The organism is Kocuria sp. KH4 (assembly GCF_053711175.1).
The window spans coordinates 111975-138013 of the sequence record NZ_JBSJYX010000006.1 but is presented as its reverse complement, the minus strand read 5'-3'; the positions used below and the strand labels follow the sequence as shown (position 1 = coordinate 138013).

The window sequence follows — 26039 nt, the reverse complement described above, 5'->3', positions numbered from 1 at the left end:
TGGAAGCGTCCGCTCCGGCGTCCGGTCCGCGGTGCCCGCGGCCGGGCACGAGGCGGCGCCGGGACGGCGGGACGCACCCGCCGGAGGGGTGGTGGAAGACATGGTGGTCTTCGAGGACAGGGCCGACGCCGGGCGCCGGCTCGGCAGGCGGCTGCTGCCCCGGCGCGGCCCGGACGTGGTGGTGCTGGGCCTGCCCCGCGGCGGAGTGCCCGTGGCCCACGAGGTGGCCCAGGTGCTCGACGCCCCGCTCGACGTCATCGTGGTCCGCAAACTGGGGGTCCCCTCCCAGCCGGAGCTGGCGATGGGCGCCATCGGCGAGGAGGGCGCCCGGGTGCTCGACGAGCGCACCCTGCAGTACTTCGGCGTGACGGACGCGCAGCTGGAGCGGATCGAGGAGCGGGAGCGCGCCGTGCTCGAGGCCCGCACCGCCCGGTTCCGGGAGGGACGGGAACGGGTCGACCTCACGGGCCGGACCGCCCTCGTCGTCGACGACGGCATCGCCACCGGCGCCACCGCGCGCGTGGCCTGCCGGATCGCCCGCCAGCTGGGCGCCGGGCGGGTGGTGCTGGCGGTGCCGGTGGCCCCGGAGGAGGCCCTCGGCCGGGTGACCGAGGCCGACGAGGTGGTCTGCCTGGCCACCCCGCCGTACTTCGCGGCCGTGGGCCACCACTACCGCGACTTCTCCGCGACGCAGGACGACGAGGTGGTCGCCCTGCTGGACGCCGCCCGCCGCCGGCACGAGGCGCAGCTGCCCCCCGGGCGCGGCGCCGCCGCGCCCGAGGACGCCGGGGACGCCGTGGACGTCGAGGTGCGCATCCCGGCCGGGGCGGGACGGCTCGAGGCCCGTCTGCACCTGCCGGCCCCCGGCGCCGGGGTGGTGGTCTTCGCCCACGGCAGCGGCAGCGGCCGGCTCAGCCCGCGGAACCAGTACGTGGCCTCCGTGCTGCAGCGGGCCGGTCTGGGCACCCTGCTGCTCGACCTGCTCTCGGACGAGGAGGAGGCCGAGCGCGCCCGCGTCTTCGACGTCGAGCTGCTCGGCCGCCGGCTGCTGCTGGCCACGGCCTGGCTGCGGGAGCAGCCGGGCTCCGCCGCGTCACCGGTCGGCTGGTTCGGGGCGAGCACCGGGGCCGGCGCGGCCCTGTGGGCGGCGGCCGAGCCCGGGGCGCCGGTGGCGGCCGTGGTCTCCCGCGGCGGCCGCCCCGATCTCGCGGGGGAGCGGCTGCGCCTCGTGCGGGCGCCCACCCTGCTGGTCGTCGGCAGCCGGGACGTGGAGGTGCTCGGCCTCAACCGCTGGGCGCAGGAGTCCCTGCGGTGCCCCACCCGGCTGGCCGTCGTGGAGGGCGCCGGGCACCTGTTCGAGGAGCCCGGCACGCTCGACGAGGCCGCCGGGCTGGCCCGCGACTGGTTCCTCCGGCACCTGGCGCCGGTCCGGGAGCACACCGGCGGAGACCCCCGGTGACCCCCGCCGCCCACGAGCGGTCCCGGGCCGCCGACGTCCTCGCCGGGATCCGCTCCCTGGCCGCACCGCTGGCGGGCGCCCCGGACCTCGACCTGCTCGTCGAGCGCTGCGCAGGGGCCCGGTTCGTGGCCGTGGGGGAGGCCTCGCACGGCACCCACGAGTACTACCGGTGGCGGGCGCTGCTCAGCCGCCGGCTCATCGAGGAGCACGGCTTCACCTGGATCGGGGTGGAGGGCGACTGGCCCGACTGCTGGCGGCTGAACCGGTGGGTGCGCGGACAGGCCGAGCAGGACCTCGACGCCCGCGGCGTCCTGGCCGGCTTCGGCCGCTGGCCCCGCTGGATGTGGGCGAACGAGGAGGTCGCCGAGTTCCTCGACTGGCTCCGGGCGGAGAACGCGCGCCGGCCGGAGGCGGAGCAGGTGGGCTTCTACGGGCTGGACGTGTACTCGCTGTGGGACTCGCTGCGGGAGGTCATCGCCTGGCTCGGGAACCACGCGCCCGAGGCCCTGCCGGCCGCGCTGCAGGCGTGGCAGTGCTTCGTCCCGTACCACGAGGACCCGCACGAGTACGCGTGGAGCACCCGGATCGTGCCCGAGAGCTGCGAGGCCGACGTCGTCGCCCTCCTGGCCGAGGTCCGCCGGCGCACGCTCGACCGGCCGGAGGGCGACCCCGCCGCGTTCGACGTCGCGCTCAACGCCATGGTCGCCACCGACGCCGAGCGCTACTACCGCACCATGGTCCGCGGGGACCGGCAGTCCTGGAACGTGCGCGACGAGCACATGGCCGACACGGCGGAGCTGCTCTCCCGGCACCACGGCCCCGGCGCCAAGGGGCTCGTGTGGGAGCACAACTCGCACGTGGGGGACGCCCGGGCCACGGACATGTTCGACGCCGGGCTGGTCAACGTGGGACAGCTGCTGCGCGAGCGGCACGGTGTCCCCGAGGTGGTGCTCGTCGGCATGGCGGGCTGGCGCGGGACCGTGGTCGCGGCGGAGTCCTGGGGAGCGGCCGAGGAGGTCGTGGGCGTGCCCGAGGCCCGGTCCGGCTCCTCCGAGGACCTCCTGCACCGGGCCCTCGGGGAGCCGGCGGTCCTCGTGTTCGGCCGGGACCGCTCCGGTGCCTGGCTGTCCGGGCGGCTCGGCCACCGGGCCATCGGGGTGGTGTACCACCCGTGGCGCGAGGCCGGCAACTACGTCCCCACCCGCATGGGGGAGCGCTACGACGCCCTGCTGTGGTTCGAGGAGACCTCGGCGCTGCGCCCGCTGGCGCACGAGCCGCCGCCGGAGGAGCCCGAGCTGGGGACCGAGCCCTCCGGCTTCTGAGGCCCGCGGCGCCGGGCCCGGGGCGCGGTGCGGCGCGGTGCGGTGTGGCGGGTGCCCGCGGGCCCGGGCGCGCCCCGGCCGGGCGCCCACGCGGCGATCCGGGTGACGGTGCCGTGGGCGGGCAGCTCGTCGGGCAGCACGAACCGCACGGGCGGGGTGCCCTGCACGGCGTCGTCGTGCTCCGCGGCCCAGCGCAGCAGGTCCACGGCGGCGGGCTCGACGTGGTGGGCGGAGGTGGTGTCCACGACCACCGCGATCCCCGGCACCAGGGTGCGGGCGCGGCGGACCAGCGGGCACAGCGCGCGGTGGTTGAGCTCGGTGACGCACCCGGTCACGACGAGCCGGACGTGCTGGCCGTCCAGGTCGACCTGGACGAGGACGGACAGTCTGTGGTGCATGTGGTTCCTCTCCCGCGGTGCGTCGAGCGTGACCGGCCGCTCGACCCGCACCCCACGCTAGGGGACGGGTGACGGACGTCACGGGAAAATGCGGCCTCCTGGGCGCACATTTCCTCTACCGACGGGTAGAAGAGGAGCGGCTCAGCCCAGCGGGGAGGGCAGGCGGGTGGTGTCCGGGGCGAGCGGGTCGCTGCCCACCGTGCCCCGCCCGCGGGCCAGCGCCGCCATGAGGTGGTAGACCACGAGCGTGGCGGCGGTGCCCAGGGCGATGCCCGCGAACTGCAGGCCGAAGGCCTCCCACGTGTAGTCGGCGATGCCGATGATCATGGCGACCGCGGCGGTGGTGAGGTTGACCGGGTTGGAGAAGTCCACCCGGTTCTGCACCCAGATCCGCACGCCCAGCATGCCGATCATCCCGTACAGCACCGTGGCCGCCCCGCCGAGGACGCCGGCGGGGACCGTGGCCACGGCGGCGCCGAACACGGGGAAGACGCTGAGCAGGACCGCCACGAGGGCGGCCACCCAGTAGGCCGCCGTCGAGTAGACGCGCGTGGCGGCCATGACGCCGATGTTCTCGGCGTAGGTCGTGGTCCCGGAGCCGCCGCCCGAGCCGGCGACCACGGTGGCCAGCCCGTCGGACATGATGGCCCGCCCGATCCAGGGGTCGAGGTCGTCGCCGGTCATGAGGGCCACCGACTTCACGTGGCCGATGTTCTCGGCCACCAGGACGAGGATCACCGGGATGAACAGGCCCATGAGGGGCAGGTGGAACTCGGGGGCCTGGAACGGGGGCAGCCCGAAGAGCCCCTGCTCCCGCCACACCGTGCCGAGCACGGAGAAGTCCACCTCCCCGCGCAGCACCGCCGTGACGTAGCCGATGCACACGCCGAGCAGGATCGACAGGCGCCCGGGCAGGCCGCGGAAGAGCACCGAGACGAGGATGATGGAGGCCAGCGTCACCAGGGCGGTGACCGGGGCCCGCATGAAGTTGTCCTTGGCGGACGGGGCCAGGTTGAAGCCGATGAGCGCCACGATGGTGCCCGTGACCAGGGGCGGCATGAGCCGCTGGAGCCAGGACGTGCCCGCGAACTGCACCACGAGACCGATGAGGAACAGTGCCGCGCCGGCCATGAGGACGCCGCCGAGGGCCCCGCCGGGGCCGTACTGGTTCGTCGAGGCGCTGATCGGTGCGATGAACGCGAAGGAGGACCCCAGGTAGGAGGGCACCCGTCCCGCCGTGACCACCAGGAACAGGATCGTGCCCACCCCGGAGAAGAAGAGCGTCGTGGAGGGCGGGAAGCCGGTGATCAGCGGCACCAGGAAGGTGGCGCCGAACATGGCCACCACGTGCTGCGCGCCGATGGTGACGGTCCGGGGCCAGGTGAGCCGCTCACGGGGCGTGACGACCTCCCCGGGGGTGACGGTGCGCCCGTCGCCGTGCAGGCGCCAGCCCAGGCCGAGGCGGGCGGCGGCGGTGGTCCGTCCGGGCACGGGGGAACTCACGGGGGAACTCATGCGGGTCTCCTCGACGGCGGGGTGCAGCCCGGAGCCGGGCCCCCACCACTGTACTCGGTGCCCCGGGCGCGCGGAGAGGGCCCCGGGGCCGTGGCACGGCGGTGTCGGACCCCCTCCATATGATCAGCACGGTGATGGAAACTATGATGGTGGCCGGTTCACCCCACCGGACGGACAGGAGTCGACACATGCGTCAGCCACAGCCACGAGGCCCGCTGGGCGAGGACCTCCTCGCGGTGCTCGGGGAGGCGCCCGGCACCCCGGCGGCGGAGTCCGGGGCCGCGGCGCTGCCGGACGCCGCCCGCGCGGCCGTGTCCCGCGCGGACGGCGTGCTGGCCGACGACGACGTCCAGCTCAGCCTGTTCCTCCTGCACGCCCTGCACTACCAGGGCATCGACGGCGTCGACGACCGCTGGGAGAGCGACCCCGAGCTGCTGCGCACGCGCGGGATCCTCTCGGACGCGCTCGAGGCGCAGCTGCGCGCGGAGCTGCCCGCCGACACCGTGCCGGGCACTCCGCAGGCGGTCGCGGACGCGCTGTTCGCCATGGCCGCCGACGACGACGGCCCGAGCCTGGCGCGCCACCTCTCCGGCCGGGCGGACGCCGCGCAGGCGCGGGAGTTCCTGCAGCTGAAGTCCGTCTACCAGCTCATGGAGGGCGACCCGCACACCTGGGGGATCCCGCGGCTGGCCGGGCGGGCGAAGGCCGGCCTGATCGAGATCCAGATCGACGAGTACGGGGGCGGCAACGCCGCCCGGATGCACGCGGCCCTGTTCGCGGCCGGGATGCGCGAGGCCGGCCTCGACGACGCCTACGGCAGCGCCGTGGACCGGGTGCCCGCGCCGTGGCTCGCCGGCGTGAACACCGTCAGCATGTTCGGCCTGCACCGCCGGCTGCGCGGGGCGGTGGTCGGCCACCTGGCGATGTACGAGATGACGTCGTCGGTGCCCTCCAAGTTCCTCGCCCGCGGCTTCCACCGCCTGGGCCTGCCGGCCGCGGCCGCGTTCTACGACGAGCATGTGGAGGCCGACGCCGCCCACGAGCAGATCGCCGCGCGGGACATGGCCGGGGGGCTGGTGGTCGAGGATCCCGCCGTCGCGGCGGACGTCTTCTTCGGCGCGCGCTGCGTGCTGCACCTGGACGCGCTCGCCGCCCGCCACGCGCTGGACCGCTGGGAGGCGGGGGAGTCCGCGCTGCGCCCGGCCCCGGCGGAGTCCTCCGTGCCCGGTGCGGCGGAGCTGGTGCGGTGAGCGCGGAGCGCGCCCCCGAGGGCCGGGACCAGGAGCCGCTCCGGGAGCCCGCGCCCGGCGGGCCCGCGGAGCCGGTGTCGATCACCGTGTGCCCCGACGGCCCGCTGCTCGTGCGCGGCGGCTATCAGCTGTTGGACGGGGACGACCGCCCCATCGACCCCGGGCGGGCCACCGTGGCGCTGTGCCGGTGCGGGGCCTCCTCCATCAAGCCCTTCTGCGACGGCTCGCACAAGCGCGCCCGCTTCCGGGCCCGCTGAGCCTCAGCGCCGCGGCGCCCGCTCGCGCAGCAGCCACTGGGCGAGCCCGTCCAGGACCATGCCCAGCAGGCCGATGACGAGGATCACCACGAGCATCTCGTCGTAGGCCAGCCGGTCCCGGGCGTTGAGGATCTCGTAGCCCAGGCCGCTGCTGACGCCCAGCATCTCGGCGGGGACGATGACCACCCACGAGATCCCCAGGGCGAGCCGCACGCCGGTCATGACGAAGGGCCGGACGCTGGGGAGCACCACGGTGCACAGCCGCTCGACCGGGGTGGCCCCCAGCGTCTCGGCGACGCGCAGGTGCAGCGGGTCCAGCGCCGTCACGCCCGCGGCCGTGTTCATGGTGATCGGCCAGACGGCGGCGGCGGCCACGAGGAAGACGACGGGCGCGTCGCCCACCCCCGGCAGGGCCACGGCGACCGGCGCCCAGGACAGCGGGGAGACCATGCGCAGGAACTGCACCACCGGAGTGCTGGTCCACCGGAAGCGGCGGGAGGACCCGACGAGCAGGCCCAGCGGCACCCCGATCACCGTGGCGACGGCCAGCCCGCACAGCAGCCGCCACAGGCTGGTCAGACCGTCCTGGAGCACCACGCCCCGCTCGACCAGCGAGGCCACGGCGCCGGGCATGCGCTCGGGCTGGAACGCGGCGACCATCGTGCTGGCCCCGGCCGCGGCGTGCGTGAACGCCCACCACGCGGCGACCGTGGCCAGCACCCCGAAGACCCCCCCATGCCGGGTCGGCCCCGCGGGAGCCGGCGCGCCGGGCCGCCCGCGCGGGGGCGGGACGGCCGGGCCCGGTGCGGGCGACGTCGTCGAGGTCGGTGGGGGTCCCCGGGGCGTCCTGCGGGGTCCGGTGCGGGGCGCTCATGGGGCGATCTCCTCGGTGCGGGTCATGCCGGTCAGGCCGAAGACGCCCAGCCCGCCGACCTTCTCGATGCAGCGGGTCACGAGCGTGTCGTCGACGAGCTCGCGGTGGGCGGCGGCCGGGTCGAGGCCGTCGAGGAACCCGGCCGGGGCGTCGACCACGGTTTCCTGCATGGCACGCACGAGCTCCTCGGTGTAGCTCGGGTACGGGCACGGGTTCCAGGCCGGGCCCCGCCTCCCGGCGTGTCCGGACCGTCGTCACGGCGCGCAACACGGGCGGTTCCGGGCGTCTCCCGTGCTATCGGGGCACGCCGCGTCCGCACCCCGGTCCCCGGGTGCAGCGCCCCGCGGCTCGCTACCCTGGTGGGATGCGCGCGGAGGAGCTCAACCGGTCCGTCCAGGACTGCCTGAAGACCGTCTGGCTGGCCCAGGAGTGGTCGGCCGACCCGGTGACCACCACCGGCCTGGCCCAGAGGCTGGGTCTGTCCCCGTCGACCGTCTCGGAGGCCGTCAAGAAGCTCACCGCGCAGGACCTGCTGGGCCGCACCGAGCACGCGGGGATCGTGCTGACGGACCGGGGCCGGGAGGTCGCGGTGCAGATGGTCCGGCGCCACCGGATCCTCGAGGCCTTCCTCGCCACCCGGCTCGGCTACGCGTGGGACGAGGTGCACGAGGAGGCCGAGGTGCTCGAGCACGCGGTGAGCGAGAAGTTCATCGCCCGGGTGGACGCCCTCCTGGGCCACCCGGAGCGGGACCCGCACGGGGACCCCATCCCGGGGCGGGACGGCACCGTGCCGCCGGCCACGGCCGTGCTGCTGGCCGACGTCCCGCCGGGCACCACCGTGGTGGTGGCCCGGGTCTCCGACGCCGACCCCGACCGGCTGCGCCGGCTCGGCGAGGCCGGGATCCGGCCCGGGACGGAGCTCGTGCTGGGCGAGCACCTGTCCCGGGCCGTGGCCGTGACGGTGGGCGGGGCCGTCGTCGAGCTGGGCCTCCTGGCCGCCGAGGCGGTCTGGGTCCGGCCGCGGCCCTGAGCCGGGCCGGGCCGCCTCAGGAGATGACGCCGTCCACCAGGGCCTTGGCCTCCTGCTGGACCTGCGCCAGGTGCTCCTCCCCGAGGAAGGACTCCGCGTAGATCTTGTAGACGTCCTCGGTGCCGGACGGGCGGGCCGCGAACCAGGCGTTCTTGGTGGTGACCTTCAGCCCCCCGATCGCCGCGCCGTTGCCGGGGGCGTTGGTGAGCTTGGCGGTGATCTGCTCCCCGGCCAGGGCGTCGGCCTCCACCTGGGCGGGGGAGAGCTGCTTCAGCGCGGCCTTCTGCTCGCGGGTCGCGGGCGCGTCGATGCGCTGGTAGACGGGCGCGCCGAAGTCCTCCGTGAGCTCGGCGTAGCGCTGGGACGGGGTCTTCCCCGTCCGGGCCGTGATCTCCGAGGCCAGCAGCGCGAGGATGATCCCGTCCTTGTCGGTGGACCACACCGAGCCGTCCGTGCGCAGGAAGGAGGCGCCGGCCGACTCCTCGCCGCCGAAGCCGATCGAGCCGTCCATCAGGCCGGGCACGAACCACTTGAAGCCCACCGGCACCTCCACGAGGTCCCGGCCCAGGGAGGCCGCGACGCGGTCGATGATCGAGGAGGACACCAGGGTCTTGCCGACCCCGGCCTCCGGGGACCAGCCGGTGCGGTTCCGGAAGAGGTAGTCGATCGCCACGGCGAGGTAGTGGTTCGGGTTCATCAGGCCCGCGTCCGGGGTCACGATGCCGTGGCGGTCGGTGTCGGCGTCGTTGCCGGTGGCGATGTCGTACTTGTCCCGGTTGCCGATGAGGGAGGCCATGGCCGAGGGGGAGGAGCAGTCCATCCGGATCTTCTCGTCCCAGTCCAGGGTCATGAACGCCCACTGCGGGTCCACCGCGGGGTTGACGACCGTCATGTTCAGCCCGAAGCGCTGGGCGATCTCGCCCCAGTAGGCCACGGAGGCGGAGCCCATGGGATCGGCGCCGATGTGCAGCCCGGAGTCGCGGACCACGTCGAGGTCGATGACCTCCGGCAGCGTCCGCACGTACTCCTCGAGGAAGTCGTAGCCGCCGGTGGTCCCCGCCGCGCGGGCCTGCGCCAGGGGCACCCTGCGGACCCCCGCCATGCCGTTCTCCAGGAACTGGTTGGCGCGCCGGGCGATCCACTCGGTGGCGTCCGTGTCCGCGGGGCCGCCGTTGGGCGGGTTGTACTTGAAGCCGCCGTCGGAGGGCGGGTTGTGCGAGGGGGTGATGACGATGCCGTCGGCCATGCCCTCGGCCCGGCCGGTGTTGTGGGTGAGGATCGCGTGGGACAGCGCCGGGGTGGGCACGTATCCGTCGCGGGAGTCCAGCAGGACGGTGACGTCGTTGGCGGCCAGGACCTCGAGCGCGGTGTCCTGGGCGGGCCCGGAGAGCGCGTGGGTGTCCTTGCCCATGAACAGGGGCCCGGTGATCCGCTGGCCGGCGCGGTACTCCACGATGGCCTGCGTGATCGCGGCGATGTGCTGCTCGTTGAACGACCCGCGCAGGGACGAGCCCCGGTGCCCGGAGGTGCCGAAGGCCACGCGCTGGTCCGGGTCGGAGGGGTCGGGCACGACGTCCGTGTAGGCGTCGAGGAGCCTGCCGAGGTCGACGAGGTCACTGGGTTGGGCGACGGTGCCCGCTCGATTTGTCATGCCGCCCAACCTACCGCCGGGCCGTCGGCTGGCGGAGGCGGGCGCGCGATCTGGTCGCCAGGTTGCGGTGATTCCGCTCTGCGCGAGCCGCGGTGGCGGGGCTGGAGGAATCGGGGCCGGTGGGCGAGGATGAGGGCACCAGCGAGCGCACGACCCAGCGAGGAGGCCGGCAGCATGAGCGAAGCATCCGACGAGACGACCGAGGGCTCGGGCAAGGGCCCGGAGGGCACCGTCCCGGACAACGACCAGGGCATCGGGCTGACCACCGACGACGACCGGACCGGCTTCGAGCCGGAGGAGGACCCCGAGGCGGCCACCGAGCCGGGGGACGACCCCGGAGCGGGCGACGTGGCCCTGGGCCACTCCTAGTCCACCGCGGTGCCGGGCGCCCGCCCGCCGACCGGTCCCGGTCGGCGGGCGGGCGTTCCACGGCCCGCATCCCCGTCCGGCCTGCCGCCCGCCCCGTGGCGCGGCGCCCGGTGCGCCGGGGAGGCCTCCAGTTGCGCGGCGACGGCGAGCAGGTGCGCCTCCGCGCTGGGGCGGCCGACGAGCTGGACGCCCATGGGCACGACCGGACCGCCGGCCGGGCCGGTCCACAGCGTCGGGACGGTCACCGCGGGCAGACCCACCACGTTCACGATCGAGGTCCACGGCGTGTACTGGCACTGGCGCATGTAGTCCTGGTCCGCGCCGGCGGGGTCGTCCTGCCCGTACCCTGCCCAGTACCAGCCCAGGGGCCGCGGCGGCAGGGCCAGCGCTGGCGTGAGGACCATGTCCCAGGCCCCGTACGCCCGGATCACCTCTTGCTCGATCCGGCGCAGCGTGCCCACGGCCCGCGCCAGGTCGACGGCCGAGCGGCGCAGGGCGCGGGCGCGGAAGGCCGCCGCCAGGCCGGTCAGCCGCTGCGCCTGCCCGTGGTCGAGGGGCGCGGTGCCCATCGCGGTGGTCCAGACGTCGAAGAAGGCCCCCGGGTACTCGGGGTCGTAGCCGATCGAGGCCTCGCCGACCTCGTGCCCGGCCGCCCGCAGCCGGGCGATCCCCGCGTCCAGGGCGGCCCGCGCCTCGGGGGAGACCTCGATGTCGTAGACGGTGTCGAACGGCGAGGCGGTGCTCACCCCGATCCGCAGCGGCCGCCCGCCCCAGGGCGGGTCCCCCCGGCGGGCGGCCCGCACGGTCTCCAGGAAGGAGGGCTGCGGCGCGGCGGCCACCGCCCGGTGCACCACGTTGCCGTGGGCCGGGCCGGGGACCGGGGCGCAGAGCACGTCCAGCAGCAGGGCCGCGTCCTCGGTGGTGCGGGCGATGGGTCCGTTGACCACGAGCTGCGCGGCGTCCGACTGCGCGTCCGCGGTGGGCACCCGCCCGCGGTTGGGCTTCAGGCCCACCAGCCCGCACGCCGCCGCCGGGATGCGCACGGAGCCCCCGCCGTCGGAGCCCGGGGCCAGGGGCAGCATGCCCGCTGCCACGGCGGCGGCCTGCCCGCCGGAGGATCCGCCGGCGCCGGTGCCGGGGTCGTGCGGGTTGCGCGCGGGCGGGGCCACGAGGTTCTCGGAGTAGCAGTTGAGACCGAACTCGGGCACCTGGGTCTTGCCCAGGCACACGGCGCCGGAGGCCGCCAGCACGGCCACGAGGTCGTCGTCCCGGGCGGCGGCCGGCGCCGCGGTGCCGGGCTCCGCCACGGCCGCGGAGCCGTAGCCGGTGGGCATGCCGGCGACGTCGTGCAGGTCCTTCACCGCGAGCGGCACCCCGTGCAGCGGTCCGCGGGGCGCGCCGGCGGGCAGGGCGTCGAGGGCGCGCGCCCGCTCGAGCGCCGGTCCGTGCGCCACGTGCACGAACGCGCCCAGCTGCGGATTGCGCTCCTCGATCCGGTCGAGGTAGAACGCCGCGGTCTCCGCCGCGCCCAGCTCGCCGCGCGCGAGCGCGTCCCGCAGCTGCACGGCGGTGAGGTCCCCGATCCCGGTCACGGCGGCTCCTGCTCCTCGGCCACGGCGCTCCGGGGACGGCGGTCCGGGACACACTGTGGGGTGTGCTGCCCAGGCTAGTAGGGTGAGGGCGCCCGGACCGCGACCCGCGGTCCCCGATCCGCACCGGAGGCCCACCGTGCCGACCGCCCGCCCGTCCCGTCCCGCCGTGGCCCGTGCCGCGGCGGCGGCCGCCCTGCTCCTGGCCCTGACCGGCTGCTCCCTCTTCGACCGCGAGGCCGGGTCCGGCGGCGCGTCGGCGGAGGCCGGCGTCGACACCGTGGAGGAGACCTGCGCCCGGGTGCTGGAGGCGGCGCGCACCGCTCCGGAGCGGCTCCGGGAGGACCCGGCCGGGCTGCTCGCCGAGGTCGAGGACCTCGCCGCCACCGCCCCGCCCGAGCTCTCCGGGCAGATCACCTCGATCCGCGAGGCCGTCGAGGACTACCGGCAGGGCGAACGGTCCATGCTCAGCGTCGCCCGGGAGGCCCGGGCGCTGCAGGAGCGCTGCTCCGGCTGACCGCGCCCGGGCCCGCCCGCAGACGAGCACGAGGGGCCGTCGCGCAGCAGGTCCTCGCCGATGACGAGCGGGGGCAGCAGGCGCACGATGTTGCCGAACGTGCCGCAGGTCAGGATGATGACGCCCTGCGCCATGCACTCCGCGGCGATGGCCTTGGCGGCGTCCGCGTCCGGCTCCTTGCCGCCGGGCAGCACGAACTCGAGGGCCATCATGCCGCCGCGGCCGCGGATCTCCCCGACGATGCCGGTCTCCTCGGCCACCGGGGTCAGCTCCTCGCGGATGATCTCCTCGATCCGGCGGGCACGGGCGATGAGGTCCCACTCCTCGATGGTCTCCAGGGCCCCCAGGGCGGCGGCGCAGGCGACGGGGTTGCCGCCGTAGGTCCCGCCGAGGCCGCCGGCGTGCACGGAGTCCATGATCTCGGCGCGGCCCACGACGCCGGACAGCGGCATGCCGCCGGCCACGCCCTTGGCCACGGTGATCAGGTCGGGCACCACGCCCTCGTGGTCCACGGCGAACCACTTGCCGGTGCGGGCCACGCCGGCCTGGACCTCGTCGGCGACGAACACGGCGCCGTTGTCGGTGCACCACTGGGACAGCGCCGGCAGGAACCCCTCGGCGGGCACGATGAAGCCGCCCTCGCCCTGGACGGGCTCGATCACGACGGCGGCCACGTTGCCCGCGCCCACCTGCTTCTCCACCTGGAGCAGGGCGCGGCGGGCGGCCTCGGCGCCCGTCATGCCCTCCGGGTCGCGGAAGGGGTAGGAGACCGGCACGCGGTAGACCTCGCCGGCGAAGGGCCCGAAGCCCTGCTTGTAGGGCATGACCTTGGCGGTCATCGCGAGGGTCATGTTGGTGCGTCCGTGGTAGGCGTGGTCGAAGACGACGACCGCCTGGCGGCCGGTGTGCACCCGGGCGATCTTCACGGCGTTCTCGACGGCCTCGGAACCGGAGTTGAACAGCGCGGCCTTCTTGGGGAAGTCCCCGGGGGTGAGCTCGGCGAGCTTCTCCGCGACGGCCACGTAGCCCTCGTAGGGGGTGACCATGAAGCAGGTGTGCGTGAAGTGCTCCACGGCCTCCTTGACGCGGGCGACCACGGCGGGCGCGGAGGCGCCCACGGTGGTCACGGCGATGCCGGAGCCGAGGTCGACGAGCTGGTTGCCGTCGACGTCGAGCACGATCCCGCCGTCCACGTCCGCCGCGTAGGCGGGCACGCTGGAGGCCACGCCGGAGGCCACGGCCTCCTGCCGGCGGGCGGACAGCTCCTGGGAGCGGGGTCCGGGCAGCGTGCCCTCGATGCGGCGCACCTGCTCCAGCCGGTACTGGATGTCGGGCAGGGTCTCGGTCATGGGAGACGTCCTTTCGGGAAGGGGGTGCGGTCGCCGCGGGAGCGCGGCGACCGCACCGGGGGTGGAACGGTCCGTCCGGGGACGGGGGATCAGGCGGGGGTGCCGGTGCCGGGGTTCGGGACGTCGGCCCAGGGGTTCTCCACGCCGATGTACTGGGTGGAGGTGTACTCGGCGATGCCCTCGGCCCCGCCCTCCCGGCCCAGGCCGGACTGCTTGACCCCGCCGAACGGGGCGGCCGCGTTGGAGATCACCCCGACGTTGAGGCCCATCAGGCCGAACTCGATGCGGTCGCCGATGCGCAGGCCGCGGGAGATGTTCTCGGTGAACACGTAGGAGGCCAGCCCGTACTCGGTGGCGTTGGCCAGCTCCACGGCCTCGTCCTCGGTGGCGAAGGTGACCACCGGCGCCACGGGCCCGAAGATCTCCTCGGTGACCGCCCGCGCGTCGGTGGGCACGTCGGCCAGCAGGGTGGGCTGGAAGAAGTAGCCGGGCCCGTCCACCCGCTTGCCGCCGACCACGACGCGCGCCCCGCGCGCCACGGCGTCCTCGACGAAGGCCTCCACGGAGTCGCGGGCCTTGGCCTCCACGAGCGGGCCGACCTGCACCCCGTCCTCGACCCCGTTGCCCACCGTGAGGGCGGACATCTTCTCGGCGAGCTTGGCGATGAACTCCTCGGCGACGTCCTGGTGCACGAGCAGCCGGTTGGCGGCGGTGCAGGCCTCGCCCATGTTGCGCATCTTCGCGGCCATCGCCCCGGTGACGGCCTTGTCGATGTCGGCGTCCTCGAAGACGATCAGCGGGCCGTTGCCGCCGAGCTCCATGGAGGTGCGCAGCACGTTGTCGGTGGCGGCCTTCATCAGCTGCTTGCCCACCGGGGTGGAGCCCGTGAAGGAGACCTTCCGCAGCCGCGGGTCGGCCATGATCGGCTCGGACACGTCCGAGGCGGACTTGGAGGAGACCACGTTGAGCACCCCGGCCGGGATCCCGGCGTCGATCATGATCTGCGCGAAGTACTGGGAGGTCAGCGGGGTCAGCCGGGCCGGCTTGAGCACCATGGTGCATCCGGCGGCCACGGCCGGGGCGACCTTGCGGGTGGCCATGGCCAGCGGGAAGTTCCACGGGGTGATCAGCAGGCACGGGCCCACCGGCTTGCGGGTCACCAGCATCCGCAGGTTGCCCTCGGGGGTGTCGAGGTAGCGGCCGTAGTCGCGCACGGCCTCCTCGGAGAACCAGCGCAGGAACTCACCCCCGTACTTCACCTCGCCGGCCGCCTCGGTCACGGGCTTGCCCATCTCCAGGGTCATCAGCAGCGCCAGGTCCTCCGCGCGCTCCTGGACGAGGTCGAAGGCCCGGCGCAGGATCTCCGAGCGCTCCCGGGCGGGGGTGCGCGCCCAGGACTCCTGGGCGTTTGCGGCGGCGTCCATGGCGGCGGCGGCGTCCTCGCGGGTGGCCGAGGCCATCGTCGCGATGACCTCGCCCGTGGCCGGGTTCTCCACCTCGAAGGTGCCCCCGTCGGAGGCGTCGCGCCAGACGCCGTCGATCAGCAGCCCGGTGGGGGTGGCGGCCAGCAGCGCGCTCACGCGCTCCTGGAGGGAAGCGGCCGTGGCGGCCTTCTCCGTGATGCTCATGTATCAGCCTCTCTAGCTCGACGCACGCCCCGGGCACCGGGGCCGGTGCCTGCACGGTGCGTCAACGGGATGGTCGGACGGGCGGGCGACGACGTCGGGCCCGCACGTCCATGGTACGAGTCCCCGGACGACCGTCGCGGGCCCGATGTTCCGTAGGACCGCCGCACCGGGTGCCGGGCCGCTCGTCGGGTGCTGCCGGGAGGCCCGTCAGCCCGTCGACGAGCTCAGACTAGCGCTCCCACCGGAGGGCGCAGTGCTGAACTTTTGGCGTCTGGACAGGCATGGTGCACAGGGCCCGGGTGGTGCGGTCACACCGCCCGGGCCCGGTGCGGGACCGGCCGGGATCAGGCCCCGGCGCGGCCGCGCCGGCGGTCGACCTCGGCGACGAGGCGGTGCTCGGCGTCGACGCCGGGGCGGATCCCGGTGGGGATGCGGAGCAGGAAGACCAGCCCGAGCAGCCACCACAGCCCGAAGATGGCCCAGGCGGGCGCGCTCAGGAACGCGGGCATGCCGGGCAGGTACAGGCTGATGAGACCGACGCACAGGACGACCGAGAGCACGCCGATGGCCGTGCCGCCGTGGCTGCGGCCGCCGATCCTGAAGGGGCGGTCCATGTCCGGCTCGCGGCGGCGCAGGATCACGAACACCACCGAGACCAGGGCGTAGGCGATCACGATCGACGGGGAGCCGGAGTCCACCAGCCAGCCCAGCATCTCCGCGCCGAAGAAGGGCGCCACGAACGAGAGGGCGCCCACGAACAGCAGGGCGTTGGCGGGGGTGCCGTACTTGGGGTGCAGCCGGCCGAACCACTGCGGCACCATCCGGGAGTTGCCGAGCGCCCAGAGCAGGCGGGACGCGCCCATGAGCAGCGAGTTCCAGGAGGTGAGGATGCCCGCGAGGCCGCCGGCGATGAGCAGGTTGGCCACGGTGGTGCTGCTGAACATGGCCCCCATGGCGTCGGCCACGGCGATGTCCGCGCCGGCGATGTCCGCGGCGGACATCGCCGAGGACGTGGTGAGCACGACCATGACGTACCACGCCGCGGCGAGCAGGACGGAGACGATGATGGTCCCGCCCAGCTGCTTGGCCGGCAGGTGCATCTCCTCGGAGACCTGCGGGATGACGTCGAAGCCCACGAACAGGAACGGGACGGTGACGAGCACGAGGAAGAAGCCCGCGGTGCCGCTGGTGAAGAAGGGCTCCATGGTGGCGACCGAGCCCCGGGTGAACGCCCCGAAGATCATCATCAGACCCACGATCAGCAGGAACAGGATCACGAAGATCTGCACCGTGGACGCGTGCTTGACGCCGCGGATGTTGACCCCGGTGATCAGGACGGCGGTCAGCGCCCCCACCAGGGCCCAGGTCAGGTTCACCTCGAAGCCGGCGACGGTCCACAGCGGGATCTGGCTCAGGCCGGGGAAGATGTACTGCACCGTGCGGGGCACGGCCACGGCCTCGAAGGCCACGATGGTGATGTAGCCGCCGGTGATGGCCCACGAGCCGATGAAGGCCCACCGGGCCCCCATGCCGCGCAGCAGGTAGTTGTGCTCCCCGCCCGCGTACGGCATGGCCGCCACGAGCTCGCCGTAGACGAGGCCGACCACGGCCATGATCAGGCCGCCGGTCACGAGGGCGAGCACGGCGCCCATGGTGCCGGCCTCCACCAGCCAGTCGCCGGTGAGGATGACCCAGCCGAAGCCGATCATCGCGCCGAAGCCGAGGCCGATCGCGTCGAGGCGCCCGAGGACCCTCTTGAAGCCGTGGTCCTCGCGGTCCGGGGAGGGCGGTGCCGCGCCCCGGGTGTCGTTGCTGCTCATGGCCGTGCATCCTTCGTGTCGAGGACACCGGGGGTGTCCGATGGGGAGGGGCCGCGCGGGGTCCGGGCGGCCGGGAAAGAGGGTACACAGCCATTGTTGCGTTTCTGTGAGCCACCTGGACGGCCCGCGCCCTGCGGGCCGGGACCCGCAGGCGTGGGCGCCCACCCGGCCGCGGACTAGGCTGGTCAGCGCAGACCCATCCGCAACGAGAGGACCCGCACGATGGACAACCTGGACAACCTGCCCAGCGCCTCGGTGGAGGAGATCCCCGAGGGCGCGCGCATCCTGGACGTGCGCGAGGACACCGAGTGGGAGGCCGGGCACATCGCCGGCGCCCAGCACATCCCGCTGGGCCAGCTCCCCGAGCGCTACGGCGAGGTGCCCGCGGACGAGGACGTCTACGTGATCTGCCGCAGCGGCGGCCGGTCCCTGCGGGCCACGGCCTACCTCCAGCAGTACGGCTTCGACCCCGTCAACGTCCTGGGCGGCATGGGGGCGTGGATGGACGCCGGCAAGCCCATGGTGTCCGAGACGGACGAGACGCCGACCGTCCGTTGAGATACGCCTACCTGGGCCCCGCCGGCACCTTCACGGAGGCCGCCCTGCTCGGCGTGGAGGGCGCGCGGGAGGCCGAGCGCCGCCCGGTGTCCTCCGTGCCCGTGGCGCTCGCGGCCGTGCGCGCCGGCGAGGTCGACGCCGCGATGGTCCCCATCGAGAACTCCGTGGAGGGCGGGGTGACGGCCACCCTCGACGCCGTGGCCACCGGCAGCGACCTGCGCATCGTGCGCGAGGCGCTCGTGCCCGTCAGCTTCGTCCTCGTGGCCGCCCCGGGCACGACCCTCGCCGACGTCCGCACCGTGTCCACGCACTCCCACGCCTGGGCACAGGTGCGCGGCTGGATGGACGAGCACCTGCCGGGCGCCGGCTACGTCCCGGCGTCCTCCACGGCGGCCGCGGCCCTGCCGCTGCTGCCCGGTGCCGGGGCGGAGCCCGGCTTCGAGGCCGCGGTCTGCTCACCCGTGGTCGTCGAGCGGCACCCCGAGCTGGAGGTGCTCGCCGAGGACATCGGGGACAACCGGGCCGCGGTGACGCGCTTCGTGCTCGTGGCCCGCCCGGACGCGCCCCTGCCGCCGCGCACCGGGGCGGACCGGACCACGCTGGTCGTCCCGCTGTGGGAGGACCGGGCCGGGGCGCTGATGGAGATCCTCGAGCAGTTCGCCACCCGCGGGGTGAACCTCTCCCGGATCGAGTCCCGGCCCACGGGCAACGTCCTCGGGGAGTACTTCTTCAGCATCGACGTGGACGGGCACCTGCACGACGCCCGCGTGGCCGACGCCCTGGTGGGCCTGCGCCGGGTCTGCCCGAGCACCCGGTTCCTCGGCTCCTACCCGCGCGCCGACCGCAAGGCCGCCACCGTGGCCCGGCACCACGCCGACGGCGCCTTCCGCGAGGCCGCCGCCTGGGTGGCCGCGCTGCAGGGCCCCGGGGCGGCGGACGGCGGGCCCGCCCCCGCGTAACGGAGCGTCCCGCACCGCTCGCCGCTTGTTAGCTATTGCGAATGCATGCACCATGGGTGGTGCGGGAGCGTCCGTTCCCGCGATCTTCAGCCGGTGTCGACCGACCCCCCGGGCCGGTGCCGAGCCCGACCGGAGGTGCCACCATGCCTGCTCCCGCCGCCCGCCGTTCCGCCCTCGCCGCCGCGTCCGCCGCGCTGGTCTGCGCGCTCGCCGCCGCCCCGGCCGCCGCCGGGGGCCCGGAGGGCCCCGGGGGGCTCCGCACCGAGATCGTCCCGGCACCCGCCGCCGGCGACCCGCGGACGGTGGAGGACCTCGTGCCGGCCGCCCGGCTCGCCCTCGACCCGGCGTCCCCGGCCCCGGACCGGGAGCGGGGCCCGCTGCTGGCGGTGGGCGGGGCCGTGGTCGCCCTCATGGGCGCCTTCGTGGCGGGCCTGAGCCGCCGTCCCGACCCGGTCGACTGAGCCGGGCGCGCGGGCGGGTCCGGCCGGCGGGCCCCGCGGGTCAGTCGGCCTGGGAGGGGGGCACCCGCACCGAGAGCACGCCCGGCAGGATCTCGGACTCGAAGCCCTTGATCAGCCCCGTGCCGTCCCCGTCCACCTGGGACTCGACGGGCTCGTGGAACTCCACGCGCACCCTCTTCCCGGCGAAGAACTCGATCACGGGCAGGTCCCGCCGCTGCCGGAACACCACCTTCGCGGCCATCAGCGCCCACTCCAGGGTGCTGCGCGGGGACATCACCACGAGGTCCAGCACGCCGTCGTTGATCTTCGCCTGGGGCACGAGGATCATCCCCGCCGTGAGGATGCCGCAGTTGGCGGCCATCACCGAGCGCACCCGCCGGCTCTGCCACTCGCCGTCGTCGATCCGGAACCGGGCCCACCGCGGCGGGGCGAACAGGTGCCGGACGCCGGCCTCCCCGTAGGCGGCCCAGCCGACCAGCTTCTTGAGCTCGTCCTTGGTGTCCGTCATGATCTGCGCGTCGAAGCCGGCCCCGCCCATCACGCAGAAGGCGTGGTCCTTCACCGTCCCGTCGGCCAGCTCCAGCCGGAAGCTCGCCATGTCGATGGCCCGCTCGTCGCCGAAGAGCGCGATGTCCACGTTGCGGTGCGGGTCGCCGAGGTCGGCGCCGAGGTTGCGGGCCAGGAGGTTGCCCGTGCCCAGCGGCAGCAGGCCCAGCGGCACGTCCCCGTCGACGAGGGTCTCGGCGACGGCCCGCACGGTGCCGTCGCCCCCGGCGGCGAGGACGAGGTCGAAGCCCTGCTCCAGCGCCCGGCGGGTCATGGAGAACCCGGGGTCGTCCTCCTCCGTCTCGAAGAAGACGGGGTCCGGCAGCCCGCCCTTGCGGCAGCCGATGATGATGGCGTCGCGGGCGACGTCCGCGTCGGCCTTGATCGGGTTGATGACGACGGCGACCCGTTTCGGGCCCACTGGAGTGGCGGTCACGGGAGGACTCCTCGGTTCGGCGGTGCTGGGCGTGGGCGGCGTCGTGCGGTGACCGCGCGGGGCGGCGCGCCCGTCCCGGGGCGCCGGGCGGACCGCGGCGGTCCTCCAGCCTAACCCGCCGGCCCCGCCCGGCCCGAGCACGGGTCTTGGGTACCCTGTCAGGGTGATCGACATCAACCAGCTCCGTGAGAACCCCGACGTCTTCCGCGCCTCGCAGCGCGCCCGCGGGGCGGACGTGTCCCTGATCGACCGGATCCTGGAGGCGGACGTCGCGCGCCGCAACCTGATCACCGAGTACGAGAACCTGCGGGCCGGGCAGAACGCGTTCGGCAAGCAGGTGGCCCGCGCGCAGGGCGAGGAGAAGCAGGCGCTGCTGGCCGAGGTCAAGGAGCTGGCGGCCCGCGTCAAGGAGGCGCAGGCGGCCGCCGAGGCGGCCCGCGTCCGGCAGGACGAGCTGGTCTCCGTGGTCGAGAACCTCGTCCTCGACGGCGTCCCCACCGGCGGGGAGGACGACTACGCGGTGCTGCGGACCGTGGGGAAGCCGCGGGACTTCGCCGCCGAGGGCCTCGAGCCCCGGGACCACCTGGAGATCGGCGAGCTCGTGGACGGCATCGACATGGAGCGCGGGGCCAAGGTCTCCGGCGCCCGGTTCTACTTCCTCAAGCGCGACGTCGCCCGGCTCGAGACCGCCCTGCTGCTCATGGGCCAGGACCTCGCGCTGGACAACGGCTTCGTCCCCATGACCACGCCCAACCTCGTGCGCCCCGAGATCATGAGCGGCACGGGCTTCGACATCGCCCACTCCGACGAGATCTACCACGTGGGCAAGGACGGGCTCTACCTGGTGGGCACCTCCGAGGTCCCGCTGGCCGGGTACCACGCCGACGAGATCCTCGACCTCGCCGACGGGCCGCTGCGCTACGCCGGCTGGTCCTCCTGCTACCGGCGCGAGGCCGGCTCCGGGGGCAAGGACACCCGCGGCATCATCCGCGTGCACCAGTTCAACAAGCTGGAGATGTTCGTCTACTGCGCCCCGGAGGACGCCGAGGCCGAGCACGCCCGGATGCTCGGCTGGGAGGAGGAGATGCTCGCCCGCTGCGAGCTGGCCTACCGGGTGATCGACACCGCCGCCGGGGACCTCGGCGCCTCCGCCGCGCGCAAGTTCGACTGCGAGGCGTGGGTGCCCACGCAGGGCCGGTACCGCGAGCTGACCTCGACCTCGAACTGCACCACCTACCAGGCCCGGCGGCTCAACGTGCGCGAGCGGCTGCCCGGCACCACGGACGACGCCGGCAGGACCCGCAAGGGCGGCACCCGCACGGTGGCGACGCTCAACGGCACGCTGGCGACCACCCGCTGGCTGGCCGCGATCCTGGAGACGCACCAGCAGGCGGACGGGTCCGTGCGCGTGCCGGAGGCGCTGCGCCCCTATCTGCGCGGCCAGGAGAGCATCCCCGTCCGGAGCTGAACCGACGGGCCGCGTTCGACCCGTATTCATCTCATGCCGAAATGCTGGTCACCCTGTCGGTGTGATGTGGCACCATGTCCCGCATGACGAAAGAAAAGACGGCTGGCACCGAGGACCAGCACGAACTGATCAGCATCAACTCCACCGTCCCGCTGAAGGTCGATCACTCGGAGGACCTCGGCGACACCGGCGGCACCACCGCACCCACGCGCTCGGCCGCGGACGTCCGCGTCCCGCTCAAGGTCCAGCCGCCCCGCTCCAACGGGTGGAAGAAGGAGGCGGGGGTCCGCTACCTCGTGGCCCTCGACGTCGACGGCACCCTCGTGGACCACGACGGGCACATGTCCCCGGCGGTGCGCGACGCCACCCGCGCCGTGCTCCGGGCCGGCCACCACGTGGTCATCTCGACCGGCCGCTCCAAGGGGGCGACCCTGCCCGTGGTCGAGCTCATCGGCCAGGAGCGCGGCTACGCCGTGTGCTCCAACGGCGGCATGACCCTCGAGCTGGACCCGGCGCTGCCCGACTACCACCGGGTCCTCGAGTGCGTCTCCTTCGACCCCGGCCAGGCCCTCGAGGCCCTCGAGCACCGCCTGCCCACGGCGAAGTTCGCCCTCGAGACCGAGGACGGCTCCTTCTACTCCACGGAGCGCTTCCAGGACGCCTCCTTCGGCATCGAGGCCGTGGGCGTGGACCTGCACCAGCTCGCCCGGATGCGGGCCGTGCGCATGGTCGTCTACAGCACCGAGCACACCCCGGAGGAGTTCGCCCTGGCCATCGACGAGGCCGGTCTGCACGGCGTCACCTACTCGGTGGGCTGGAGCGCCTGGCTGGACATCGCCGCCAACGGCGTCTCCAAGGCCAGCGCCCTGGAGCAGGTCCGGCGCCGGCTGGGCGTGGACCCCTCCCACACGGTCGCGGTCGGCGACGGCCGCAACGACATCGAGATGCTCGGCTGGGCCGCCCGCGGCGTCGCCATGGGCCAGGCCCCGGACGAGGTCGCGGCCGTCTGCCACGAGGTGACCCACACCGTCTACGAGGACGGCGTCGCCCGGATCCTGCGCTCCCTGCTGTGAGGGGTGCGGCTCACAGGCCGTACTCCTCGAGCAGGCGCAGCCACACCTCGCTGATCGTGGGGAAGACGGGCACCGCGTGCCACAGCCGCTCCAGCGGCACCTCGCCGACCACGGCGACGGTCGCCGCATGGAGCAGCTCCGTCACGTCCGGGCCCGCGAAGACCGCCCCGACGAGCGTGCGGCGGCGCCGGTCGACCACCAGGCGGGCCCAGCCGCGGTAGCCGTCCCGGTGCAGGGCGGCCCCCGCCACGTCGATGTCGTGCTCCACGACGTCCACCTCGAGCCCGTCCGCGCGGGCCTGCTCCGCGGAGCGGCCCACGGAGGCCACCGCAGGGTCGGTGAACACCACCTGGGGCACGGCGCAGGCGTCGGCGGTGGCCGCGTACCGCGACCACGCGGGAACGGGGTCCCCGAGCCGCCCGGCGGCCCGGGCCACGACCGCGTCCCCCACGGCCCGCGCCTCGTACTTGCCCTGGTGGGTGAGCAGCGCGCCGCCCGCGGCGTCCCCCGCGGCGTACAGCCACTGCTCCTGCGGGCCGGCCACCCGCCCCGAGGCGTCGACCCGCAGGGCCGCGGGGTCCACCCCGAGCTCCTCGAGCCCGAGGCCCTCCAGGGCGGGGCGCCGCCCGGTGCTCACCAGCAGCCGCTCCGCGCGCAGCGTCCCGCCGTCGTCGAGGACGAGCTCGACGCCGTCCCGGCCGTGCCGGACCCGCTCCGTGCCCCGCCCCTCGAGGACGGTGACGCCCTCGGCCGCCAGCGCGTCGGCCACCAGCCGTGCCGCCGGCCGGGGGAACGCGCCCAGCAGCCGGCCGCGGGCGACCACGGTGACCCGGGAGCCCAGCCGCGCGAAGGCCTGCGCCAGCTCCGTGCCGGACACCCCGCCGCCGAGCACCGCGAGCGAGGCGGGGACCTCCCGGGCGGCGGTGGCCTCCCGGGTGCCCCAGAACGGCCCGTCCGCCAGCCCCGGCACCGGCGGCACGACCGGGCGCGAGCCCGTGGCCAGCACCACGGCGTGGCGGGCCGCGAGCCGCCGCACGTCCCCGTCCCCGGCGGTCACCTCCACCTGCCGCGGCCCGGCCAGCCGCGCCCGGCCCCGGAGCAGCTCCACACCGGCGCCGGCGAGCCACTCGGCCTGGCCCGCGTCGTCCCAGTGCACGGCGAAGCCGTCCCGGCGGCGCAGCGCCGCGGCCGCGTCCGGGCGCCCGGTGACGGCCTCCGCGGCCCCGCCCACCCCGCGGGCGGCCTCGACCGCGGCGCCCGGGCGGAGCAGCGCCTTGGAGGGGACGCAGGCCCAGTAGGAGCACTCCCCGCCCACGAGCTCCGCCTCCACGAGCGCGGCGCTCAGCCCGCCCCGCACCACGCGGCCGGCCGCGTTCTCGCCGACCGGGCCGCCGCCGATCACCACCACGTCGTACGTCTCCGGGGTCCGTGTCATCCCCCGAGTCTGCCAACGGCGGGGGCGCCCGACAACCGGCCCCGCCCCGCCCCCGGGGGTGAGCCGGGTCACGACTGCGGAACTGCGGGTGATAGGGTCCTCGGCAGACCGGGTGACCACGTCATCGCCGACGAGCCGAGGGGCATGCCGTGACCGAGTACGTGTCCGACCGGTGGGAGCAGATCCTCTTCGCCGGCTGGCAGCACTTCTCCCTGGTGGTCCAGTGCCTGGTGCTGGGCACGGTCCTCGCGGTGGCCCTGGCGGCCCTGTGCTACCGCTCGCCCCGGCTCACCGCCGTGGCCAACGGCGTCTCCGCCGTGGGCCTGACCATCCCCTCCTTGGCCCTCATCGGCCTGCTCATCGCCCCGCTCGGCTTCGGGGTGCCGCCCGCCGTGGTCGTCGTCACGTTCTTCGCCGCGCTGCCGGTCCTGCGCAACGCGGTGGTCGGACTGGCCGGGGTCCCGCCGGCCACCGTCGAGGCCGCCCGCGGCCTGGGCATGAGCCGCGCCGCCACGTTCCTGCGGGTCGAGCTGCCGATGGCCTGGCCGGTCATCCAGGCCGGCATGCGCGTCTCGGCCCAGATGGCGATGGGCGTGGCCGCCGTCGCCGCCTACGTGCTCGGCCCGGGCCTGGGCGGCTTCATCTTCTCCGGGCTGTCCCGGCTCGGCGGCGCCAACTCCCTGGCCTCGGTCCTCACCGGCGTCGTGGCCGTCGTCGTCGTCGCCCTCATCCTGGACGGGCTGCTCGTGCTGCTCGGCCGACTCACCACATCGCGAGGTATCCGTGCCTGACTCCGTGACCGCCCCCCGCACCGACTCCTCCGTCACCGGTGCCCGGATCCTGCTGGAGAACGTCTCCAAGCGCTACCCCGGGCAGGCCCGGGCCGCCGTGGACGGGCTGACCCTGGAGATCCCCGCGGGCAGCACCGTGATGCTCGTGGGGCCCTCCGGGTGCGGGAAGACCACCACGCTGAAGATGATCAACCGGCTCATCGAACCCTCCGCGGGCCGGATCGTGATCGACGGCCAGGACGTCACCTCGATGGACGGCGACGAGCTGCGCCGCGGCATCGGCTACGTCATCCAGGCCGGCGGGCTGTTCCCGCACATGAGCGTGGCCACCAACATCGGCATGGTGCCGAGGATGCTGGGCTGGGACCGGGCCCGCACCGCCGCCCGCGTGGACGAGCTGCTGGAGCTCGTCTCCCTCGACCCGGCCGTGTACCGCAACCGCTATCCGCGGGAGCTCTCGGGCGGGCAGCAGCAGCGCGTGGGGGTGGCGCGGGCCCTGGCCGCGGACCCGCCGGTGCTGCTCATGGACGAGCCCTTCGGCGCCGTGGACCCCATCACCCGCCAGCGCCTGCAGGACGAGCTCATCAACATCCAGCACGAGCTGCAGAAGACCATCGTGTGCGTCACGCACGACTTCGACGAGGCCGTGAAGCTGGGCGACTGGATCGCGGTCTTCGACGAGGGCGCCCGGGTGGTGCAGTACGACGCCCCCGAGCGGATCCTGGCCGAGCCCGCCGACGAGTTCGTGGAGGACTTCATCGGCACGGGCGCCGGCCTCAAGCAGCTGACCCTCACCCGGGTGCGGGAGGTGGACCTCGTCCCCGCCGTGACCGCCCGGCCCGGTGAGGACGTGCGGGCGGTGCTCGCCCGCGGCGAGCGGTCCGGCACCCGGGACGTCGTGGTCCTCGACGACCGGGACCGTCCGCTGTCCTGGCCCGCCCGCCGGCAGCTGGAGCGCTTCGGCACGGTCCCCGGCGAGCGCAACGAGCGGCTGCCGCTGGTCGGCACGGGCGCCACGCTCAACGACGCGCTGGACACGATGCTGGTCTCGAGCACCGGCGCGGCCCTCGTGGTGGGCCCCCGGGACCGCTTCGAGGGTGTCATCTACGTGGAGACCGTCATGGCCGCCATCACGGAGGCCCGCCGGGCCGTGGACCCGGAGGACGCGCCGCTGGGGCACAACACGGGGGAGCTGCCCGCCGTGCGCTCCGCCGGCCCCGGCGGTGAGGGCCGGTGAGCACGCGGACGGGCCGTCCCGCGGCGGCCGCTGCTGAGGCCCAGGAC

At 74.8% G+C, this 26039-nt stretch carries 25 protein-coding genes; 14 read left to right on the top strand and 11 right to left on the bottom strand.

Features of this window, described 5'->3' with window-relative positions; genetic code table 11:
* The first annotated feature begins 100 nt into the window (after positions 1–100).
* The gene (locus ACWCOM_RS06820) at positions 101–1459 is read left to right on the top strand and encodes a phosphoribosyltransferase family protein (RefSeq protein ID WP_454548022.1); all 1359 of its coding nucleotides are present in this window, start codon (positions 101–103) and stop codon (positions 1457–1459) included.
* A complete protein-coding gene (locus ACWCOM_RS06815; protein WP_454547984.1) occupies positions 1456–2781 on the top strand; it encodes an erythromycin esterase family protein in 1326 nt (441 codons plus the stop codon). Before ACWCOM_RS06820 ends, ACWCOM_RS06815 begins: the two co-directional genes overlap by 4 nt.
* On the opposite strand, the gene ACWCOM_RS06810 is transcribed toward ACWCOM_RS06815, so the two are convergent.
* Both ACWCOM_RS06810 and ACWCOM_RS06805 read right to left on the bottom strand, forming a co-directional pair.
* Positions 2676–3179 (bottom strand): hypothetical protein, encoded by a 504-nt coding sequence (locus ACWCOM_RS06810; protein WP_454547983.1) that lies wholly within the window; start codon positions 3177–3179, stop codon positions 2676–2678. The two genes, ACWCOM_RS06815 and ACWCOM_RS06810, sit on opposite strands and share 106 nt — an antisense overlap.
* A 141-nt stretch (positions 3180–3320) precedes the next feature.
* The gene (locus ACWCOM_RS06805) at positions 3321–4694 is read right to left on the bottom strand and encodes a uracil-xanthine permease family protein (RefSeq protein ID WP_454547982.1); all 1374 of its coding nucleotides are present in this window, start codon (positions 4692–4694) and stop codon (positions 3321–3323) included.
* A 188-nt stretch (positions 4695–4882) separates the two neighbouring features.
* Here ACWCOM_RS06805 and ACWCOM_RS06800 point away from each other — a divergent pair, with 188 nt between their 5' ends.
* Positions 4883–5944 carry an iron-containing redox enzyme family protein gene (locus ACWCOM_RS06800; protein WP_454547981.1) on the top strand — a complete coding sequence of 354 codons (1062 nt, stop codon included), beginning with the start codon at positions 4883–4885 and terminating at the stop codon, positions 5942–5944.
* Positions 5941–6201 (top strand): CDGSH iron-sulfur domain-containing protein, encoded by a 261-nt coding sequence (locus tag ACWCOM_RS06795; RefSeq protein ID WP_454547980.1) that lies wholly within the window; start codon positions 5941–5943, stop codon positions 6199–6201. The genes ACWCOM_RS06800 and ACWCOM_RS06795 overlap by 4 nt, the downstream gene beginning before the upstream one ends.
* A 3-nt stretch (positions 6202–6204) precedes the next feature.
* On the opposite strand, the gene ACWCOM_RS06790 is transcribed toward ACWCOM_RS06795, so the two are convergent.
* Both ACWCOM_RS06790 and ACWCOM_RS06785 read right to left on the bottom strand, forming a co-directional pair.
* Positions 6205–6921, bottom strand: a complete 717-nt coding sequence (locus tag ACWCOM_RS06790) for an ABC transporter permease (RefSeq protein WP_454547979.1) — start codon at positions 6919–6921, stop codon at positions 6205–6207.
* A 150-nt stretch (positions 6922–7071) separates the two neighbouring features.
* The gene (locus ACWCOM_RS06785) at positions 7072–7254 is read right to left on the bottom strand and encodes a hypothetical protein (protein ID WP_454547978.1); all 183 of its coding nucleotides are present in this window, start codon (positions 7252–7254) and stop codon (positions 7072–7074) included.
* A 185-nt stretch (positions 7255–7439) separates the two neighbouring features.
* Between ACWCOM_RS06785 and ACWCOM_RS06780 the strand changes: the two genes are divergently transcribed.
* Positions 7440–8105, top strand: coding sequence for a metal-dependent transcriptional regulator (locus ACWCOM_RS06780; protein WP_454547977.1), 666 nt, complete (start codon positions 7440–7442; stop codon positions 8103–8105).
* Positions 8106–8121: 16 nt separating this feature from the next.
* Here ACWCOM_RS06780 and pgm read toward each other — a convergent pair whose 3' ends face one another.
* Positions 8122–9756, bottom strand: a complete 1635-nt coding sequence (gene pgm / locus ACWCOM_RS06775) for a phosphoglucomutase (alpha-D-glucose-1,6-bisphosphate-dependent) (protein ID WP_454547976.1) — start codon at positions 9754–9756, stop codon at positions 8122–8124.
* Positions 9757–9930: 174 nt separating this feature from the next.
* Between pgm and ACWCOM_RS06770 the strand changes: the two genes are divergently transcribed.
* Positions 9931–10125: a hypothetical protein gene (locus ACWCOM_RS06770; RefSeq protein ID WP_454547975.1), complete on the top strand. Its 195-nt coding sequence runs from the start codon at positions 9931–9933 to the stop codon at positions 10123–10125.
* On the opposite strand, the gene ACWCOM_RS06765 is transcribed toward ACWCOM_RS06770, so the two are convergent.
* Positions 10122–11717: an amidase gene (locus ACWCOM_RS06765; protein WP_454547974.1), complete on the bottom strand. Its 1596-nt coding sequence runs from the start codon at positions 11715–11717 to the stop codon at positions 10122–10124. The two genes, ACWCOM_RS06770 and ACWCOM_RS06765, sit on opposite strands and share 4 nt — an antisense overlap.
* 136 nt (positions 11718–11853) lie before the next feature.
* On the opposite strand from ACWCOM_RS06765, the gene ACWCOM_RS06760 reads away from it, so the two are divergent.
* Entirely contained in the window at positions 11854–12231 is a 378-nt protein-coding gene (locus tag ACWCOM_RS06760; protein ID WP_454547973.1) for a hypothetical protein, read from the top strand.
* On the opposite strand, the gene gabT is transcribed toward ACWCOM_RS06760, so the two are convergent.
* The 3 genes from gabT to ACWCOM_RS06745 form a co-directional block, all read right to left on the bottom strand.
* Complete coding sequence (gabT, locus tag ACWCOM_RS06755) at positions 12156–13580, bottom strand: 4-aminobutyrate--2-oxoglutarate transaminase (protein ID WP_454547972.1); 1425 nt, start codon at positions 13578–13580, stop codon at positions 12156–12158. The genes ACWCOM_RS06760 and gabT overlap by 76 nt on opposite strands.
* A gap of 89 nt (positions 13581–13669) precedes the next feature.
* Positions 13670–15208 carry an NAD-dependent succinate-semialdehyde dehydrogenase gene (locus ACWCOM_RS06750; RefSeq protein WP_454547971.1) on the bottom strand — a complete coding sequence of 513 codons (1539 nt, stop codon included), beginning with the start codon at positions 15206–15208 and terminating at the stop codon, positions 13670–13672.
* 344 nt (positions 15209–15552) lie between these two features.
* Positions 15553–17028: an APC family permease gene (locus tag ACWCOM_RS06745; protein ID WP_454547970.1), complete on the bottom strand. Its 1476-nt coding sequence runs from the start codon at positions 17026–17028 to the stop codon at positions 15553–15555.
* Between the two features lie 222 nt (positions 17029–17250).
* Here ACWCOM_RS06745 and ACWCOM_RS06740 point away from each other — a divergent pair, with 222 nt between their 5' ends.
* The 3 genes from ACWCOM_RS06740 to ACWCOM_RS06730 all read left to right on the top strand — a co-directional run bounded on the left by ACWCOM_RS06740 (position 17251) and on the right by ACWCOM_RS06730 (position 19006).
* Positions 17251–17586 carry a rhodanese-like domain-containing protein gene (locus tag ACWCOM_RS06740; RefSeq protein WP_454547969.1) on the top strand — a complete coding sequence of 112 codons (336 nt, stop codon included), beginning with the start codon at positions 17251–17253 and terminating at the stop codon, positions 17584–17586.
* On the top strand, positions 17583–18545 hold the full coding sequence (gene pheA, locus ACWCOM_RS06735) for a prephenate dehydratase (protein ID WP_454547968.1): 963 nt from the start codon (positions 17583–17585) through the stop codon (positions 18543–18545). Before ACWCOM_RS06740 ends, pheA begins: the two co-directional genes overlap by 4 nt.
* Before the next feature lie 143 nt (positions 18546–18688).
* Positions 18689–19006, top strand: a complete 318-nt coding sequence (locus ACWCOM_RS06730) for a hypothetical protein (RefSeq protein ID WP_454547967.1) — start codon at positions 18689–18691, stop codon at positions 19004–19006.
* A 40-nt stretch (positions 19007–19046) separates the two neighbouring features.
* Here ACWCOM_RS06730 and ACWCOM_RS06725 read toward each other — a convergent pair whose 3' ends face one another.
* Positions 19047–19988, bottom strand: coding sequence for a diacylglycerol/lipid kinase family protein (locus ACWCOM_RS06725; protein WP_454547966.1), 942 nt, complete (start codon positions 19986–19988; stop codon positions 19047–19049).
* 163 nt (positions 19989–20151) lie between these two features.
* Between ACWCOM_RS06725 and serS the strand changes: the two genes are divergently transcribed.
* Positions 20152–21456 (top strand): serine--tRNA ligase, encoded by a 1305-nt coding sequence (gene serS / locus ACWCOM_RS06720; RefSeq protein WP_454547965.1) that lies wholly within the window; start codon positions 20152–20154, stop codon positions 21454–21456.
* A 74-nt stretch (positions 21457–21530) separates the two neighbouring features.
* Positions 21531–22529, top strand: coding sequence for an HAD family hydrolase (locus ACWCOM_RS06715; RefSeq protein ID WP_454547964.1), 999 nt, complete (start codon positions 21531–21533; stop codon positions 22527–22529).
* A 10-nt stretch (positions 22530–22539) separates the two neighbouring features.
* Here ACWCOM_RS06715 and ACWCOM_RS06710 read toward each other — a convergent pair whose 3' ends face one another.
* Positions 22540–23964, bottom strand: a complete 1425-nt coding sequence (locus tag ACWCOM_RS06710) for a dihydrolipoyl dehydrogenase family protein (RefSeq protein WP_454547963.1) — start codon at positions 23962–23964, stop codon at positions 22540–22542.
* A gap of 149 nt (positions 23965–24113) precedes the next feature.
* On the opposite strand from ACWCOM_RS06710, the gene ACWCOM_RS06705 reads away from it, so the two are divergent.
* Together ACWCOM_RS06705 and ACWCOM_RS06700 are read left to right on the top strand one after the other, a co-directional pair.
* A complete protein-coding gene (locus ACWCOM_RS06705; RefSeq protein WP_454547962.1) occupies positions 24114–24755 on the top strand; it encodes an ABC transporter permease in 642 nt (213 codons plus the stop codon).
* Entirely contained in the window at positions 24748–25992 is a 1245-nt protein-coding gene (locus tag ACWCOM_RS06700) for an ABC transporter ATP-binding protein (RefSeq protein ID WP_454547961.1), read from the top strand. The genes ACWCOM_RS06705 and ACWCOM_RS06700 overlap by 8 nt, the downstream gene beginning before the upstream one ends.
* Positions 25993–26039 lie beyond the last annotated feature (47 nt).

Excerpts from the sequence above, each read along its gene's own strand:
- ACWCOM_RS06820 (WP_454548022.1), top strand. The coding sequence starts at position 101 with ATGGTGGTCTTCGAGGACAGGGCCGACGCCGGGCGCCGGCTCGGCAGG.
- ACWCOM_RS06770 (WP_454547975.1), top strand. The coding sequence starts at position 9,931 with ATGAGCGAAGCATCCGACGAGACGACCGAGGGCTCGGGCAAGGGCCCG.
- ACWCOM_RS06710 (WP_454547963.1), bottom strand. The coding sequence starts at position 23,964 with ATGACACGGACCCCGGAGACGTACGACGTGGTGGTGATCGGCGGCGGC.
- pgm (WP_454547976.1), bottom strand. The coding sequence starts at position 9,756 with ATGACAAATCGAGCGGGCACCGTCGCCCAACCCAGTGACCTCGTCGAC.
- ACWCOM_RS06800 (WP_454547981.1), top strand. The coding sequence starts at position 4,883 with ATGCGTCAGCCACAGCCACGAGGCCCGCTGGGCGAGGACCTCCTCGCG.
- ACWCOM_RS06805 (WP_454547982.1), bottom strand. The coding sequence starts at position 4,694 with ATGAGTTCCCCCGTGAGTTCCCCCGTGCCCGGACGGACCACCGCCGCC.
- gabT (WP_454547972.1), bottom strand. The coding sequence starts at position 13,580 with ATGACCGAGACCCTGCCCGACATCCAGTACCGGCTGGAGCAGGTGCGC.
- ACWCOM_RS06745 (WP_454547970.1), bottom strand. The coding sequence starts at position 17,028 with ATGAGCAGCAACGACACCCGGGGCGCGGCACCGCCCTCCCCGGACCGC.
- ACWCOM_RS06715 (WP_454547964.1), top strand. The coding sequence starts at position 21,531 with ATGTCCCGCATGACGAAAGAAAAGACGGCTGGCACCGAGGACCAGCAC.
- ACWCOM_RS06780 (WP_454547977.1), top strand. The coding sequence starts at position 7,440 with ATGCGCGCGGAGGAGCTCAACCGGTCCGTCCAGGACTGCCTGAAGACC.
- ACWCOM_RS06810 (WP_454547983.1), bottom strand. The coding sequence starts at position 3,179 with ATGCACCACAGACTGTCCGTCCTCGTCCAGGTCGACCTGGACGGCCAG.
- ACWCOM_RS06740 (WP_454547969.1), top strand. The coding sequence starts at position 17,251 with ATGGACAACCTGGACAACCTGCCCAGCGCCTCGGTGGAGGAGATCCCC.
- ACWCOM_RS06730 (WP_454547967.1), top strand. The coding sequence starts at position 18,689 with ATGCCTGCTCCCGCCGCCCGCCGTTCCGCCCTCGCCGCCGCGTCCGCC.
- ACWCOM_RS06750 (WP_454547971.1), bottom strand. The coding sequence starts at position 15,208 with ATGAGCATCACGGAGAAGGCCGCCACGGCCGCTTCCCTCCAGGAGCGC.